This window comes from Paraburkholderia sp., from assembly GCF_050742655.1.
Lineage (GTDB): Bacteria > Pseudomonadota > Gammaproteobacteria > Burkholderiales > Burkholderiaceae > Paraburkholderia.
In genome coordinates, this window is record NZ_JBOIGG010000006.1 from 22,302 (window position 1) to 37,875 (window position 15,574).

Here is a 15,574-nt window from a genome sequence, read left to right on the forward strand (position 1 = left end):
TCGGGAGCCGCACGCAGACGGTTCAAGCGGCTTCGATCACAACCACCCGTTGCCCCGCACGCACCGGCGAACCGGGCGCGACGTGCACCTCACCGATCGTGCCGGCGCACGGCGCGATCACCGAAATTTCCATCTTCATCGACTCGATCACGAGCAGCACGTCGCCGGCTGCGACCGTCTCACCGGGATTCACGCGCACCTGCCACAGGTTGCCGGCGATCTCGCTGTCGACGGCGACCTGACCGTCGCGCAGCGGCGCATCACCCATCGGTGCAGCCAGCGACGCAACCGCCTCAGGCGCGTCGCCGCTCGTGTCCGCTTCATGCCAGCGCTGCCGTTCGGCTTCGAACGCGGCCCGCTGCCGCGAGCGAAAGCGGTCGATGCCATCAGCCTCGCGCGCAATGAACGCGGTGTAGTCGGCAAGCGATAGTTCGGTTTCCTCGATCTTCAGCGGATAGCGGCCGAGCGGAAAGTCCGCGCGGATGCGCAGCAGTTCGTCGGCGGAGACCTCATGGAACCGGATCTGGTCGAAAAAGCGCAGCAGGTAAGGGCGCCCCGCGAAGTCCGCGATCTCGCGATAGCGATTCCACATCTGCAGCGTGCGGCCGACGAACTGATAGCCGCCAGGTCCCTCCATCCCGTACACGCACAGATACGCACCGCCGATCCCCACCGAGTTCTCCGCGGTCCACGTCCGGGCCGGGTTGTACTTGGTCGTGACGAGACGATGCCGTGGATCGAGCGGCGTCGCGACCGGCGCGCCGAGGTACACGTCGCCGAGCCCCATCACCAGATAGCTCGCGTCGAAGACAATCTGCTTCACCGCGTCGATCGAATCGAGATCGTTGATGCGGCGGATGAACTCGAGATTGCTCGGACACCACGGCGCGTCGGGTCGCACCGTCGTCATGTACTTGTCGATCGCGAGACGGCACGCGGGGTCGTCCCACGACAGCGGCAGATGCACGATCCGCGACGGCACGCGCAGATCGTCGTGCAGCAGCACGTCGCGCCAGAGGGCTTCGACGGCGGTGAGCAGCGTCGCGAGCGGCAGTTGCTCGGGCCGGTAGTGAATCTGCAGCGAGCGGATGCCGGGCGTCAGGTCGATCACGCCGGGCAGCGCGCTCGCTTCGAGCGCCTGCATCAGCGCGTGGCCACGAAAGCGCAGCGCGAGATCGAGTTCGGCCGGGCCGATTTCGAGCAGCAGATGCGTGTCGCCCGACAGGCGCGCGACGAGTCGTTCGTCTGCGTGGCCGATGTCGAGCACGATGGGCGACGTGAGCGTAAGCGGTGCCGATGCCGCGACCTCGGAATCGAGCGGTGCCGCACACGGGTCCGCTGCAAGGCTCGCGATTTCCGCTTCACGACCCAGCGCCGCCGCGCGCGCAGTCGCGACATCGACCGGCACGAAGCGCACTTTGTCTCCCGCCTTCAACTGACCGATCTGCCACAGGTCCGCTTCGATAATCGTCACCGGACACACGAAGCCACCGAGACTCGGACCATCAGGGCCGAGAATCACCGGCATGTCGCCGGTGAAATCGATCGCGCCGACCGCATACGGATTGTCGTGAATGTTCGACGGATGCAGCCCCGCTTCGCCACCATCCGCGCGCGTCCAATCGGGCTTCGGTCCGATCAGCCGGACGCCGGTGCGGCTCGAATTGAAGTGGATCTCCCATTCGGTGTCGAGAAACCGTTCGATATACGGTGCGCTGAAGTACTCGGGTGCGCCGTGCGGTCCGTAGATCACGCGCAGTACGCGCACGTCATCGAGCATCGGTGTGAGCGTGGCGGGCAACGCGGTGCCCACCGTACGATCGGCGAGCGATGAGAGCGGCAGGAGATGCAGCACATCGCCAGTCCGCAGCGCGCGGCCGCCATGCCCGCCGAACTGCCCAAGCGTAAACGTGCTGCGGCTGCCCAGATAACGCGCGACATCCAGGCCGCCGCACACGCACAGGTACGCCCGCGCGCCCGCGCCGCGGATCGCTCCCAGCGAAATCGTCGAGCCGGCCGCGACGAGCAGCACCGTGTGCATCGGCTGGGCGATGTTGTCGACCATCACGTCGAGCGTCGCGCCGGTGACGGCCACGACCGCGTCGGTGTTGAAACGCAGCGTCGGTCCGCTCATCGTGATTTCGAGCGCGGCGGCGTCGGCGTCGTTGCCGAGCAGCCGGTTGCCGAGCCGCAGCGACCGGTCGTCCATCGGACCCGACGGCGGGATGCCGACTGCCCAGTAGCCGAGCCGGCCCGGGTAGTCCTGCACCGTCGTCTGCGTGCCGCCGCCTAACACTTCGACGGTCGTCGCGCGATAGCGCAGTCCTTCGAGACAGCGGGTCCACGGCGCGCCGCTCGCAAACGGCGTGTCGGCGAGAATCTGCCGCAGATAGTCGCGATTCGTTTCGACGCCATAGAGCCGCGTCGCGGCCAGCGCTGCGTCAATCGACCTGCGCGCCGCTTCGCGCGAAGGCGCCCACGCGATCACCTTCGCGAGCATCGGATCGAACCACGGTGGCACTTCGCAGCCCGCTTCGATCCAGGTGTCGATCCGCAGCGCGCGACCATCGGCGGCGGGAAACGACACGTCGGTCAAAAGACCAGGGCACGGCTTGAAATCGCGGCCCGGATCTTCCGCGTACAACCGCGCCTGGATCGCATGGCCCGACGGATGCAACGACTGTGCGAGTACGTCGAGCGGCGCGAGCGTACCCGCGGCGAGTTCGATCATCCAGCGCACGAGATCGACGCCCCACACCTGTTCGGTGACGCCGTGCTCGACCTGCAGACGCGTGTTCACTTCGAGAAAATAGAAGCGCGCGGCGTCGCTGTCGTAGACGAATTCGACGGTGCCCGCCGAGCGGTAATCGACTGCCTGCGCGAGCCGGATCGCCGCGTCGCACAGCGCGTCGGCGACACCGTCGGGCAGGTTCGGCGCGGGCGTTTCCTCGAGCACTTTCTGGTTGCGCCGCTGCACCGAGCAGTCACGCACGCCGAGCGCGAGCGCCGCGCCGCGGCCATCGCCGAAGATCTGCACTTCGAGGTGACGCGCCTTCGCGATGTACTTCTCGATGAAGACGCCGGCATCGCTGAAGTTGTTCTGGCCGAGCCGCTTCACGACGTCGAACTGCGTGGCGAGTTCTTCCGCCGAGCGGCACACGCGCATGCCGATGCCGCCGCCGCCGGCCGTGCTTTTCAGCATCACCGGGTAGCCGATGCGCGCGCCGGCTTCGAGCGCGGCGTCGACGTCGTCGAGCAGGCCGGTGCCTTCGAGCAACGGAAGCTGCTGTTCGGCGGCGATCGCGCGCGCGGTGTGCTTCAAACCGAACGCGCGCAACTGGTCGGGCGTCGGTCCGACGAACGCGATGCCGGCCGCTTCGCAGGCTTCGGCGAACGCGGCGTTCTCGGACAGAAAGCCGTAGCCTGGATGGATCGCCTGCACGTGTTCGGCGCGTGCGATCTGCAGAAGCCGTTCGACGTCGAGATAGGTGACGGCGGCCGCGCCGTCGCCGAGACTGTGCGCGGCATCGGCGAGGCTCACGTGACGGCTCGCGCGATCGGCTTCGCTATAGACGGCGACGCCCTTGACGTCGAGTTCGCGCAGCGTGCGCAGGATCCGGCACGCGATGGCGCCACGGTTGGCGATGAGAACGGAATCGAACATGAGTGGACATTCAATGCGTGGGCGGGTCGTCCCGCCACGTGAGCATGCGTGCCGCGGTCGTCCGCGGCCGGGTGCTAAACGTGCGCGGCAGCGCCGCGCACGTCGGTGAGCATCAACGCAGCGGACGTTGCCCGTCGCGTGCGTGCCGGCTATGCGTCGTTGCGCGTCGCGTGCCGTGCAGCGGATGCGCAGCCGCATCGCGGCGTGTCGGCGCATAGCGTTCTGCGCGCACGCGCAGCATGTCGAACAGCCAGTCGCGCAAGGTCTTCAGTTCCATATGAGTAGCTCCGCGGGGGTGGGGTTGTACGCGTTGCACGGGTTGTTCAGCTGCGGGCAGTTCGAGATCAGCACGATCACGTCCTGCTCCGCGCGCAGTTCGACGTACTTGCCGGGCGCCGACACACCGTCTTCGAACGTGAGGCCGCCGGCCGCGGTGACCGGCACGTTCATGAAGAAGTTGATGTTCGCCGCGAGGTCCTGCTTCGCGAGGCGGCCGTCGTGTGCGCACGCGCGCAGGTAGTTGTCGCGGCAGCTGTGCATGTAGCGCTTTTCGAGCGCGTAGCGCACGGTGTTGCTCTCCTGCGCGCAGGCGCCGCCGAGCGTGTCGTGGCGTCCGCAGGTGTCCGCGACGATCGTCAGCAGCGGGTTGCCGAGATTCGAATAGAGCACGGTGCCGGTCGTCAGATAGAGGCTGCGCTGGCGGCGTAGCGTGCGCTGCGCGTCGTAGCGCTCGCGCGGATCGGTGGCGCTGTAGAACAGCGTATCGACCGCCTGGTTGCCTTCGAGATCGTGAATGCGCAGCGTCTGGCCCGCCTTCAGTTCTTTCAGCCAGGGCTCGCCGGCGGCGAGGACTTCGCGGGACACGGCATCGGCGGGATCGCGCGGGCTTGGGGTGAAGGAAAGAGATGTCGTCATCGCGTGTCCCGCTCAGAGAAAGAACCGTTCGGTATTGAGAAAGCCGCGGACGTTTTCGTCGCACGACGTGCGGCAGATGTCCGCGACCTGCGGGTCCGCCGCGGACAGCGTGAGCTTCACGGGCTTCGGCGCGTACTCGGGATGCGGATCGAGCGGGTGCTGGATCGCGGTCAGCACGACGAGCGTGTTCATCGGCGCATACAGGTCGACGGTGTCGCCGGCCTGCGAGTTGCCGGGCACGAAATCGAGCGCACCGGCCTCGGTGACGTCGACGCGGCTGAACAGGTTAACGGTCATCAGCAGGTCCGCGAGGCCGAGGCCCCACTTGCCGAGTTCGACGAGCAGGTTGTCTGTGCCGTTGCGATAGAACGCGTTGCGCAGTTCCTGATAGCGGCCCGCGCCGTAGTGCTCGCGCACCTCCTCGGCATTCGAGACGCCGCCGATCGCATCGTGCCAGCCGCAGGTATCGGCGACGATCGCCGCGAGCACGCGGCCCATGTCCGAATACAGGCAGTGGCCCTTCGTGAGTTTCGCGGTGTGCTGGCACTTGAGCGTGTCGGGCAGGTTCAGCCGTTCGCTCTTTTCGGCGGCGTTGAACAGCAGCAGCGCGACGTTGGCGCCGCCGCGCAGATCGGCGATGCGCAGCAACTGCCCGCGCTTGACGATCAGCGATGCATGGCCGCCGCCGGGCACGGTTTCTTCAAACAAAACGGGAGAGCTCATAACGTTCATACCGGATTCCAGAAACGGGGCATCAGAGCGCAAGGGCATGCGGCGTCGCGGCGTGCTGCACATCGCCGTTGCGTTCGAGCGGAATGTTGTAGGTGATGCGCGCGCCATAGGCGCCGGGCGCCTGCGGATCGACGCGCACCTTGTCGAAGACGAGCATCCGGCTGCCGAGCGTGAAGCCTTCTTTCAGGTCGTGTGTGACCATGAAGATCGTCAGGCCGGTTTCGCGCCACAGGCCGAGCAGCAGCTCGTGCATGTCGCGACGGATGCCGGGATCGAGCGCACCGAACGGCTCGTCGAGCAGCAGCACGCGCGGCTTCATCACCAGCGCCTGCGCGAGCGCGAGCCGCTGCTGCATGCCGCCCGACAACTGATGCGGATACTTGTCGAGCGCATCGGTGAGACCGACGCGTCCGAGCATCGCGACGGCTTCGTCGCGTGCGGCGAGCCGGCGCGAACCGAACAGTCGTCCGGTGAGACGCGCGCGCGGTAGTTCGAGGCCGAGCAGCACGTTGTGCAGTGCGCTCAGATGCGGGAACACTGAGTAGCGCTGGAACACGACGCCGCGATGCGCGTCGGGCTCGGCGGGCAGCGGTGCGCCGTCGAGCAGGATTTCGCCGCGCGTTGGACGCTCCTGGCCGAGCAGCAGTCGCAGGAACGTCGACTTGCCGCAACCCGATGCGCCGACCATCGAGCAGAACTCGCCGTCCTCGATACGCAGGTTCACGCGTTCGAGCACGACCTGATCGTCGTACTGCTTCCAGACGTTGCGTACTTCGATCATGAGCGGCCCCCGCCATACCAGGGGAACGCCCATTGCGTGAGACGTCGCAGCGCTTCGTCGATCAGCCACGCGAGCAACGTGATCCACGCGACGTAAGGCAGGATCACGTCCATCGCGAGATAGCGGCGCACGAGGAAGATGCGGTAGCCGAGGCCGTCGGTGGACGCGATCGCTTCGGCGGCGATCAGGAACAGCCACGCCGAACAGAGCGCGAGCCGCAACGCGACGAGCAACCGCGGCAGCAACTGCGGCACGATCACGCGCAGGATCAGCGTCCAGCTGGTCGCGCCGAGCGTCTGCGCCTTCACCCACAGTTCCTCGGGAATATCGCGCGTGCGCTGTTGAAGATCGCGGATCATCATCGGCGTGATACCGACGACGATCAGCACGACCTTCGACAGTTCATCGAGACCAAACACGATGAACAGAATCGGCAGCACCGCGAGCGGCGGAATCATCGACACGACGGTGACGAACGGCGACAGCGTCGCACCCACGAGCGGCAGGCTGCCGGTCGCGATGCCGAACAGAAGCGCAAGCGCCGCGCTGACCGCGAGGCCAATCGCGAGCCGCCTGATGCTCGACACGGTGTCCTGCCACAACAGATGCTCGCCGGTGCGTTTGTCTTCGGTGAACGCGAACTGATGGATCGCGTCGCCCATCTGGGTGGCACTCGGCAGCAGCTTGTCGTCGGGGTTCGCGTGCAGCCGGATCGACGAGCCGGTGAAGTACACCGCGATCAGCAGCACGAACGGCAACAGCAGCAGCATCAGTGCGCCGGTACGGCCAGGATGTCGGTTGATGAGCCGCATGGGACTCTCCTTGAAGCGGATCGGCCGGCGGTCAGAGCTTGCCTTCGGCGGCCATGCGGACGTACGTCGGATCGAAACGCAGCTTCACGTTACCCTTGCTGCCGATCACGACGCCCTTGTCGAACGCCATGCCGACCGCGCCGGCGTCCGGTGCGCCCTGGCCGAGCAGACCGTGATCGAACGAGAACTGCGCGACGCGCGTCATGATCTTCGGCAGGTTCGGGCTGGTCGCGAATTCGAGCGCCTGTTGCGGCGTGTAGAACAGCGCGGTGGTCGAGAGCTGTGCCTTGTAGCCGGCGAGATCGGTGCCCGATGCTTTCGCCATCGACGTCAACGCTGCGCGGCTGTCGGCGCTGTCGCCGTGCATCAGCTGCATCATCTCGAACCAGGCGCCGGTCAACGCCTTGCCGAGTGCGGGGTTGTCCTGCAGCGTCTTCGTGTTGACGGCCATCATGTCCATGATCTCGCCGGGAACGCGGCTCGAATCGAACACTTCGGTGACGTTCGGGCCGGCCTTCAACTGCGCGAGCATTGGGTTCCACGTCACGGCGTTGTGCACCGATGGCGTCGCGAACGCGGCGGAGATATCCGCATCGGACGTATTGACGACCTTGATGTCGCGTTCGCTCATCCCGACCGTTTCGAGGCCGCGCGCAAGCAGATAGTGCGACACCGACAGCTCGACGAGATTGATCGACTGGCCTTTCAGATCGGTGAGCTTCTTGCCGTTGCCCTTGATGAGCACGCCATCGTTGCCGTTCGAATAGTCGCTGACGATCAGCGCGGTCGTGTCGACGCCGCCGGTGGCCGGGATGGTCAGCGCGTCCATGTTGGTCATCGCACAGCCGTCGAACTTGCCGGCGGTGTACTGGTTGATCGATTCGATGTAGTCGTTCAGCTGCACGACGTCGATGGAGATGCCGTACTTCTTCGCCCACTTCGACACGATGCCCTGGGTCTTCGCGTAGCCCCATGGCATCCAGCCGGCGTAGATGGTCCAGCAGACCTTGAAGTCCTTGCGCCCGGCGGCGAACGAGGGAGTGGAAACGGACAGCGACAGAACGGAGAGAACGACGGCAGCGGCGAACAGGCGGAGCTTGCGCATGAGGTTGACCTCGCAGGGGCGGTTATCGACGGCAGGAGCGGCGCGACGCATCGCGTTCTCTCCCGGGCTTTTATCCCGCCGTGTAACCTCGCCTGAGGTCGACAACTCTCGGACCAGCACCCACGCTGCACGATCGCGATGATCGCTGCGCGGGCCGGAACCCTAGTCATCCATTGCCAGATTGTGACTACTCAAACCGGATGCTGCTACCGGCTCCTGGGGGTTCCTTAAGCGATAAGCGTGCCACTCGGGCGTGAGCCTTGTGGCCAGGTCGTCGTGCTGTAGTCGCGGTGCTTGCGATGCACGCGGATGAGGCGCGTGCCGCGTTCGCATGGCGCGCGCGTGCACGCCAGGAGTGCATCGCGGTGTGGCTTCAGTGCGCGGTGTGTGTGGTGTCGCCGCGCCTAGTCACCCCAGTCACCGCATACGCGGCCACCGCTGTCGCGATCGCATAGGTCGCGAAGCCGACCGCACCGACCACCCACAACGCGTTCGACAGATGCGGCGCGAGGATCGTCGCCGCGCCCGCGATCGCGACGCCGAACAGACTGCCGGACTGGCGCAGCGCGTTCAGCAGCCCCGACGCGACGCCAGCGAGTTCGCCGGGCACCTGCTCGAGCACGGTCGAGATCATGGGCGCGACGGACACCGACGTGCCGGCGCCGAACGCGGCCATCGCCGCATAGACGAAGAGCCAGGGCGCGCGCAGTTGGAGCAGCGCGGCGATCGCGGGGACGGCCAGTGCGGCGACGCCGAGGCCGGTCGTGATCAGTTGGGTCGGGGTGAAGCGGCCGTGCAGTTTGCCCGACAGCACATTGCCGAGCGACAGGCTGACCGCGAGCGGCAGCAGTGCGAGGCCAGTCTGCCGCGCGTCGAGCCCGATCTCGCCATGCAGATAAAGACTCAGCACGAACAGCAACCCAAAGTAGCCGATGTAGACGAGCGTGCCCGTCAGGTTCATCGCGACGAACACGCGGTTGCGGAACCAGTGGACCGGCACCATCGGATCGTGTGCACGTCGTTCGAAGGCGACGAGCGCGAACGTCGCGAGCGCGGCGACGAGTGCGGCCACCCACACTTCGTGTGCCGCGAAGCCGCGGGTCGGCAGTTCGATTGCCGCGTAGCACAGCGCGCCGAGCGCGACTGCGCTCGCGATCTGACCGCCCCAGTCGAAGCGTCGTGCGCGGCTGCGTGTGCTGTGGCGCACGACGAGCCACGCGCCCGCGAGCGCCGCGATGCCAGTCGGCACGTTGACGAGAAACGCGCTGCGCCAGCCGAAGCCGTCCACCAGCATGCCGCCCAGCACCGGCCCGATCGCCGCCGCGACCGATGCGATCCCTGCCCACACGGAGATCGCGCGGGCGCGTTCGGCGGGGTCGTCGAACGTGCTGCGGACGATCGCGAGCGACGCCGGCAGGAACAGCGCCGCGCCCATGCCCTGCACGAAGCGCGCAACCACCAGCATGCCGACCGACGGCGCGAGTCCACAGGCAGCCGATGCGCCGACGAACAGCGCGAGCCCCGACAGATAGACCGCCTTCGCACCGAAGCGGTCGGACACGACACCGCCCGCGAGGATCAGCGCGGCGAAGCTCAGCGTGTACGCATCGACGATCCACGCGAGTCCCGCAACCGTCGCGTGCAGACTCGTGCGCAATGCGGGCAGCGCGACGTTAACGATGGTCGTATCGAGCACCGCCATGAACATCCCGCTCGCGACCAGGCCGAGCGTGAGTCGGCGACGGGCGGCGAGGCGACGCGCGTCGGGATCGTTGGGTGCGAGCGTGGGGGAGGCGTCGAGCGTGCAGTCGGTCATGGTGGATTCCTCGTTCATGGTCGACAGTCTATAAACTTGAGGTGCTGCAATAAAGCAGCGATTTCGCATCAAGCTGATGCAGATCTGCATCAGCCGGTTCGCGCGAGAATGGCGGCGAGCGGGTAGGCATAGACGAAGCACGGAGAACAGCGCAATGAAATCGCCGATGAGTTCGATGCTCAACTGGGACAACGCCCGCTACTTTCTCGCGGTCGCGCGCGCGGGCACGCTGCGCGGGGCGGCTACGCGCCTGAAAGTCGATCAGGCGACGGTCGGCCGGCGCATCGCGGCGCTCGAAGCGGCGCTCGCGGCGCGGCTTTTCCTGCGCACGCCGGCGCTCTTCGTGCTGACGCCGGCCGGCGAGGCGCTGCTCGGACCGGCCGAGGCGATGGAGCAGGCGGCGCTACAGATCGAGCGCAGCGTCGCGGGTCTCGACGAGCAACTGAGCGGCACGATTCGCGTCGCGACTACCGATTCGCTTGCGAAGCGCTTCGTGATCCCCGCGATCGCGCGTGTACGGCTCGCGCATCCGGGCATCGATATCGTCTGCGTGACGTCGCCGCAGATCGCCAACTTGACGCGGCGCGAGGCGGATCTCGCGGTTCGCACACTGCGGCCCGATTCGCCCGATCTCATCGCGCGCCGCCTCGCGCCGCTGGAGGCGGGCATCTACGCGTCGCGCGCGTACGTGGCGGCGCGCGGCGAACCGCGCGAGGGCGACGCGTTCGAGGGCCACGACCTTGTGATGTATCAGCAGCCGGTCGTGCCGTCGATGTGGGACTCGCTGTGCGGCGAGCGGACGACGCGCGGGCGCGTGGTCTTCCAGACGGCATCGACGATGATCCTGTTCGAAGCCGCGCTCGCGGGTATCGGGTTGGCGGAACTGCCGTGCTTTCGTGCCGATCTCGAACCGGAACTGGTGCGGGTGATGCCGCAGCGCGTCGAACGCTTCGATGCGTGGCTCGTTGCGCACGCGGATTTGTACAAGACCGCGCGGATGCAGGCGCTGATCGCGGCGATCGCCGACGAGTTTGCTGTGCTTGCGCATTGAGGGCGGGGCATTGGAGACAGATCCCCCGCTTCCAGAAACCGATTGTCCGAACCTGCCGGACGCACGTTCTGGACGCGCCCTCAACTCGTCCCCGGCGTGACGCCTGCCCCACGTCCGTCACCCCGATCCCATGGGGGCGCCCCGCCGAACGCATCGACCAGGAAATCGACCATCACGCGTACTCGGGCACTCAGGTGTCGACGGCTCGGGTACATCGCGAGTATGTCGATCTCGGGCAGACGATACTCGGGCAACACGTGAACGAGCGTGCCGGCGCGGAGATCGTTGCCGACCAGGAACGTGGGTTGCCAGATCACACCTTGCCCGGCCAGCGCCGCTGCGCGCGCCGTATCGCCGTTATTGGTATGCATGTGACAGTTGGCCCGCACAGTGTGAGTCTTGCCACGACCGTCGACCAGTTGCCAGTCGTCGCCAGTGGCTGCATAGGTGTACCCGATGCAGCGATGCTCGATCAGGTTCGCCGGCGCGGTCGGAAGTCCGAAACGAGCCAGATAGGCCGGCGACGCACACAGAATGTTTTGCGATGTCGCGAGCTTGCGGGCCGCGTGGCTAGTCGAGCCGGCGCGTGAGATGCGAATGGCGAGATCGTAGCCTTCATCGACGATATCGACGACGCGGTCGATCAGTCCAACGTCGAGTTCGATGCCAGGATATTTCCGCATGAACTCGGGCCATAGCGGCGCCAGATACAGAATGCCAAAGCTCACGGGCGCATTGACGCGCAGTCGTCCGCGTGGTTCGACCGACGCGGACGACACCAGTCCCTCTGTCTCAGCGACATCGTCGAGGATGGACTTGCAGCGGGCGTAAAGTGTCTCGCCGCCCTCGGTAAGAGAGAGTGTGCGTGACGTGCGATTCAGCAGGCGCGTGCCCAGGTGTGCTTCCAGCTCATTGACATAGCGGGTGACGTTGGCGGGCGACGTGCCGAGCACATCCGCCGCACGTGCAAAGCCACCACGGCTCACCACCGTCACGAAAACCTCGAAGGCGCGCAGGCGGTCCATGGATGCTTCCTATCATTCACAAAGACTGAATGATAGGACCATGTTTTATGCCTTTCTGCAATCAGAGCTGAAGCCTATATTGCTCTCCAAGGATCAGGGCATAGGGCACTGGTCGACGAATTGGATCAGGAGATTGAACATGCAACGCTTGACAGGAAAAGTCGCCATCGTGACCGGTGCCAGTGCAGGAATTGGCCGTGCTACGGCAAAGCTGTTCGCGAAGGAAGGCGCCAGGGTGGTCGTTGCGGCGCGCCGCGCGACGGAACTTGAAACGCTCGTCGCGGAGATCGTCAGCGAGGGCGGCGAAGCCGCCTATCTGGCGGGCGACGTGCAATCGGAGGATTTCGCGAAGGCGCTGGTCGCGCTCGCGGTGAGCCGCTTCGGCCATCTGGACATCGCCTACAACAACGCCGGTACGCTGGGCGAAATGGGCCCGACCACCGGTATTTCCGAAACAGGCTGGAACGCCGCGCTGGCGACCAATCTGACCAGTGCCTTCCTGAGCGCGAAGCACCAGATTCCCGAGATGCTGAAGCGGGGCGGTGGATCGATCATCTTCACGTCGACGTTCGTCGGTTACTCGTTCGCTTTTCCCGGCACCGCGGCCTACGCGGCGAGCAAGGCCGGACTGATCGGACTGACGCAGGCACTCGCCGCCGAGTACGGCGCGCAAGGCGTGCGCGTCAACGCGGTGTTGCCGGGCGCCGTGGACACGGAGATGTATCGCGGCATGAACGACACCGACGAATCGCAGGCGTTCGTGACGGGGCTGCATGCGCTCAAGCGCGTTGCGAAGCCGGAAGAACTTGCGCGTTCGGTGCTATACCTGGCGTCAGACGATTCGTCCTTCGTGACCGGTACCGCTTCACTGGTCGACGGCGGCGCATCGATTACACGGACGTGAACCTCCTGGCGGCATCCGGTGTTCAAGACCTGATGCCGCCATCTCTATTTTGGCCATTAAAAGGAAGTCATCCATGGATCTGAATCTGACAGGCAAACTCGCCCTGGTGAGCGGCAGCACAGCCGGCATCGGCCTCGCTATTGCCAGCACGTTGGCGCAGGAGGGCGCGCGGGTGATCGTCAACGGCCGCTCCCAGTCATCGGTGGATGACGTGGTCGCGCAACTGAAAACGCAGACGGGCGGCGATGTGGCTGGATTTGCCGGCGATCTCAGTACGGCGGCTTCGGCCGACGAACTCGCGCGACGCTATCCGGACGTGGAAATTCTGGTCAACAACCTGGGCATCTTCGAGCCCAAGCCTTTCGAAGAGATCCCCGACGCGGACTGGCTGCGTTTCTTCGACGTCAACGTCCTGAGTGGTGTACGACTCGCGCGCCTGTTTCTGCCTGCGATGAGGCGTGCCAACTGGGGGCGTATTATTTTTATTTCGAGCGAAAGCGGAGTGCAGATTCCAGTCGAAATGATCCACTACGGGATGACGAAAACCGCGCAGCTTGCAGTCTCGCGTGGGCTCGCCGAAGCGGTTGCCGGCACCGGAATCACCGTCAATAGCGTGCTGCCCGGGCCGACGAAATCGCGTGGAGTGGGCGAATTCGTGGAGACGCTCGCAAAGGCAGACGGTAAATCGTTTGAAGCGTTCGAAAAGGAGTTCTTCGAGAACGTCCGTCCCACATCGCTCATCAAGCGATTTAGTTCGCCGCAGGAAATTGCGTCCCTCGTGGCGTATATCGCCAGTCCGCTTTCGTCGGCAACGACGGGCGCTGCATTGCGAGCCGATGGGGGCGTTATAAAGAGTGCCTTTTAGATGATCGATGCCGGCATTGGGCCGGCTTCTTGTCGCAGGCTGATCAACGCCCGCTGCTTCGAGAAGCTCATCGCCTGAGCTAGCGGAATCTTCGTGTCGTTATGAACGTCCTGGCGCCGTTCGCACAACCGCGGCGGCGCTTGCCGTCGCGTTAAGGTTCCGCACGAACAGGCCGCAAACGCCGCACGCTTCCCACGCCCGATCTGCACGCGCCGCATCGCCGGCCCGTGATCGCACGACCGCGACGACATCAACTTCGATTTCACCCGCATGACATGAAACTTACCGAAACTTTCGGAGATTTTCCGCGAGCGCATCGACGCTCTGCCCAAAACAATCCAAAGGAGAACTCCGTGTTGAAATCCAGACAGCTTGCGCTGACCGTGATCGCATCGCTCTTTGCGATGTCGAACGTCCACGCCACCGTCGATCTGATCGCGAAAGGCCAGATCAGCGGCACGATTTCCGACCTGTCCCGCGAAACGGCGGCGCCGCTCGAAAACGGCGCGCCGGGGAATCTGCTCGGCGGTCTCGGCTCGGGAATGAGTTTCGCGGGCTGCAACACGTTCGTCGCCTTGCCTGATCGCGGCCCTAACGCGATCCCGTTCAACGCCGCAATCGACGACACGGTGTCGTACATCAACCGCTTCCAGACTTTCCATCTGTCGCTGTCGGCCGCGCCGGCAGGTTCGGACTTGCCCTACACCCTCACACCGAAGCTGGTCGACACGACGCTGCTGCACACCTCCGACCGGCTGGTCTACGGCAATGGCGCCGCGGCTGGTGTGCCGAACGGCGCGCCGGCACTGAACCGTCAAAACCACACGAACTACTTCACCGGGCGCTCGGATAACTTCGACCCGACGCATCTGTCGACGAATCCGCTCGATGCGCGTCTCGATCCCGAAAGCATTCGCGTGAGCAACGATGGACAGAGCGTGTTCATCTCCGATGAGTACGGCCCGTACATCTATCGCTTCGACCGCCGCTCGGGACGTCGTATCGATGTGATCAAGGTACCCGATTCGTTCGCCGTATCGACGCTCAGTCCCATGGGCAATACGGAGATCAGTGCCAACACGTCCGGCCGCGTCGCCAACAAGGGCATGGAAGGGCTGGCCATTTCACCCGACGGCAGAACGCTGTTCGGCGCGATGCAGAGTCCGTTGCTGCAGGACGGCGGGACCAATGGCGGCTTTACCCGGATCCTCCGCGTCGATCTGCGCACGGGCAAGAGCCAGCAGTTTGCGTATCCGTTGACCAATATCGGCACTGCGTCGAAGCCGAACTATCCGACCATCAGCGACGTCGTCGCGGTCAACGATCACGTGCTCCTGATGGATGAACGCGACGGTAAGGGACTCGGCGACGATTCGACCGCCAAGTTCAAGCAAGTGTTTCGTGTCGACCTGGACGGTGCGCAGGACGTCAGCCAGGCCAGCGGCCAGTCGGGCCTCGGGCCCTTTGCGCTGCCGAAGTCGCTCTTTCTCGACGTGGTCGCTGTGCTGACCTCGCACGGCTTCAGTGCGAAGGACATTCCCGCGAAGCTCGAAAGCCTGACGTTCGGTCCTGACATCACGATGAACGGCGTGCGCAAGCACACCTTCCTCATCGCGAACGATAACGACTTTCTCGGCACGATCACCGATTCCAATCATCCGGCGGGCATTGCCAATCCGAACCAGTTCTTTGTCTTCGCGATGGACAAGGACGATCTGCCGGATTACGTGCCGCAGCAGTTTTTCGGCGTGCCGGGACTGTTCGGCCACGCCAATGAATGCAGCTTCGTGAAAGACGGACACGACGGCCCCGGCCATTCCGGACATCATCCGTTTGGGTTCTGATCGGGTTCTGATGGAAGCGTAATCCGGCACGCTGCAGGGACGACTCGCGTCGCTAGAGTG

At 65.1% G+C, this 15,574-nt stretch carries 13 protein-coding genes and 1 riboswitch; of the genes, 4 read left to right on the forward strand and 9 right to left on the reverse strand.

Annotated features, from left to right (window positions below; translation table 11 throughout):
- Positions 1 to 22 precede the first annotated feature (22 nt).
- The 8 genes from uca to ACREXZ_RS10505 form a co-directional block, all read right to left on the reverse strand.
- Positions 23 to 3,664 carry an urea carboxylase gene (uca, locus tag ACREXZ_RS10470; RefSeq protein WP_431763996.1) on the reverse strand — a complete coding sequence of 1,214 codons (3,642 nt, stop codon included), beginning with the start codon at positions 3,662 to 3,664 and terminating at the stop codon, positions 23 to 25.
- A gap of 112 nt (positions 3,665 to 3,776) precedes the next feature.
- Positions 3,777 to 3,941, reverse strand: a complete 165-nt coding sequence (locus ACREXZ_RS10475; RefSeq protein ID WP_431763997.1) for a hypothetical protein — start codon at positions 3,939 to 3,941, stop codon at positions 3,777 to 3,779.
- Positions 3,932 to 4,579, reverse strand: coding sequence for an urea amidolyase associated protein UAAP2 (locus tag ACREXZ_RS10480; RefSeq protein WP_431763998.1), 648 nt, complete (start codon positions 4,577 to 4,579; stop codon positions 3,932 to 3,934). Before ACREXZ_RS10480 ends, ACREXZ_RS10475 begins: the two co-directional genes overlap by 10 nt.
- Before the next feature lie 12 nt (positions 4,580 to 4,591).
- Positions 4,592 to 5,302, reverse strand: coding sequence for an urea amidolyase associated protein UAAP1 (locus ACREXZ_RS10485; protein ID WP_431763999.1), 711 nt, complete (start codon positions 5,300 to 5,302; stop codon positions 4,592 to 4,594).
- A 31-nt stretch (positions 5,303 to 5,333) separates the two neighbouring features.
- A complete protein-coding gene (locus tag ACREXZ_RS10490) occupies positions 5,334 to 6,092 on the reverse strand; it encodes an ABC transporter ATP-binding protein (RefSeq protein ID WP_431764000.1) in 759 nt (252 codons plus the stop codon).
- Positions 6,089 to 6,904 carry an ABC transporter permease gene (locus ACREXZ_RS10495; RefSeq protein WP_431764001.1) on the reverse strand — a complete coding sequence of 272 codons (816 nt, stop codon included), beginning with the start codon at positions 6,902 to 6,904 and terminating at the stop codon, positions 6,089 to 6,091. Before ACREXZ_RS10495 ends, ACREXZ_RS10490 begins: the two co-directional genes overlap by 4 nt.
- A 31-nt stretch (positions 6,905 to 6,935) precedes the next feature.
- Positions 6,936 to 8,009: a putative urea ABC transporter substrate-binding protein gene (locus ACREXZ_RS10500; RefSeq protein WP_431764002.1), complete on the reverse strand. Its 1,074-nt coding sequence runs from the start codon at positions 8,007 to 8,009 to the stop codon at positions 6,936 to 6,938.
- A 57-nt stretch (positions 8,010 to 8,066) separates the two neighbouring features.
- Positions 8,067 to 8,186: riboswitch (guanidine-I (ykkC/yxkD leader) on the reverse strand.
- A 196-nt stretch (positions 8,187 to 8,382) separates the two neighbouring features.
- The gene (locus ACREXZ_RS10505) at positions 8,383 to 9,825 is read right to left on the reverse strand and encodes an MFS transporter (RefSeq protein ID WP_431764003.1); all 1,443 of its coding nucleotides are present in this window, start codon (positions 9,823 to 9,825) and stop codon (positions 8,383 to 8,385) included.
- Between the two features lie 154 nt (positions 9,826 to 9,979).
- Between ACREXZ_RS10505 and ACREXZ_RS10510 the strand changes: the two genes are divergently transcribed.
- On the forward strand, positions 9,980 to 10,876 hold the full coding sequence (locus ACREXZ_RS10510; RefSeq protein ID WP_431764004.1) for a LysR family transcriptional regulator: 897 nt from the start codon (positions 9,980 to 9,982) through the stop codon (positions 10,874 to 10,876).
- Between the two features lie 80 nt (positions 10,877 to 10,956).
- Here ACREXZ_RS10510 and ACREXZ_RS10515 read toward each other — a convergent pair whose 3' ends face one another.
- Positions 10,957 to 11,901, reverse strand: coding sequence for a LysR family transcriptional regulator (locus tag ACREXZ_RS10515; RefSeq protein ID WP_431764005.1), 945 nt, complete (start codon positions 11,899 to 11,901; stop codon positions 10,957 to 10,959).
- 139 nt (positions 11,902 to 12,040) lie between these two features.
- On the opposite strand from ACREXZ_RS10515, the gene ACREXZ_RS10520 reads away from it, so the two are divergent.
- From ACREXZ_RS10520 to ACREXZ_RS10530, 3 genes are all read left to right on the forward strand, one after another.
- Complete coding sequence (locus tag ACREXZ_RS10520; protein ID WP_431764232.1) at positions 12,041 to 12,805, forward strand: SDR family oxidoreductase; 765 nt, start codon at positions 12,041 to 12,043, stop codon at positions 12,803 to 12,805.
- A 73-nt stretch (positions 12,806 to 12,878) separates the two neighbouring features.
- A complete protein-coding gene (locus ACREXZ_RS10525; RefSeq protein ID WP_431764006.1) occupies positions 12,879 to 13,670 on the forward strand; it encodes an SDR family NAD(P)-dependent oxidoreductase in 792 nt (263 codons plus the stop codon).
- Positions 13,671 to 14,074: 404 nt separating this feature from the next.
- Positions 14,075 to 15,514, forward strand: a complete 1,440-nt coding sequence (locus ACREXZ_RS10530; RefSeq protein ID WP_431764233.1) for an esterase-like activity of phytase family protein — start codon at positions 14,075 to 14,077, stop codon at positions 15,512 to 15,514.
- Positions 15,515 to 15,574 lie beyond the last annotated feature (60 nt).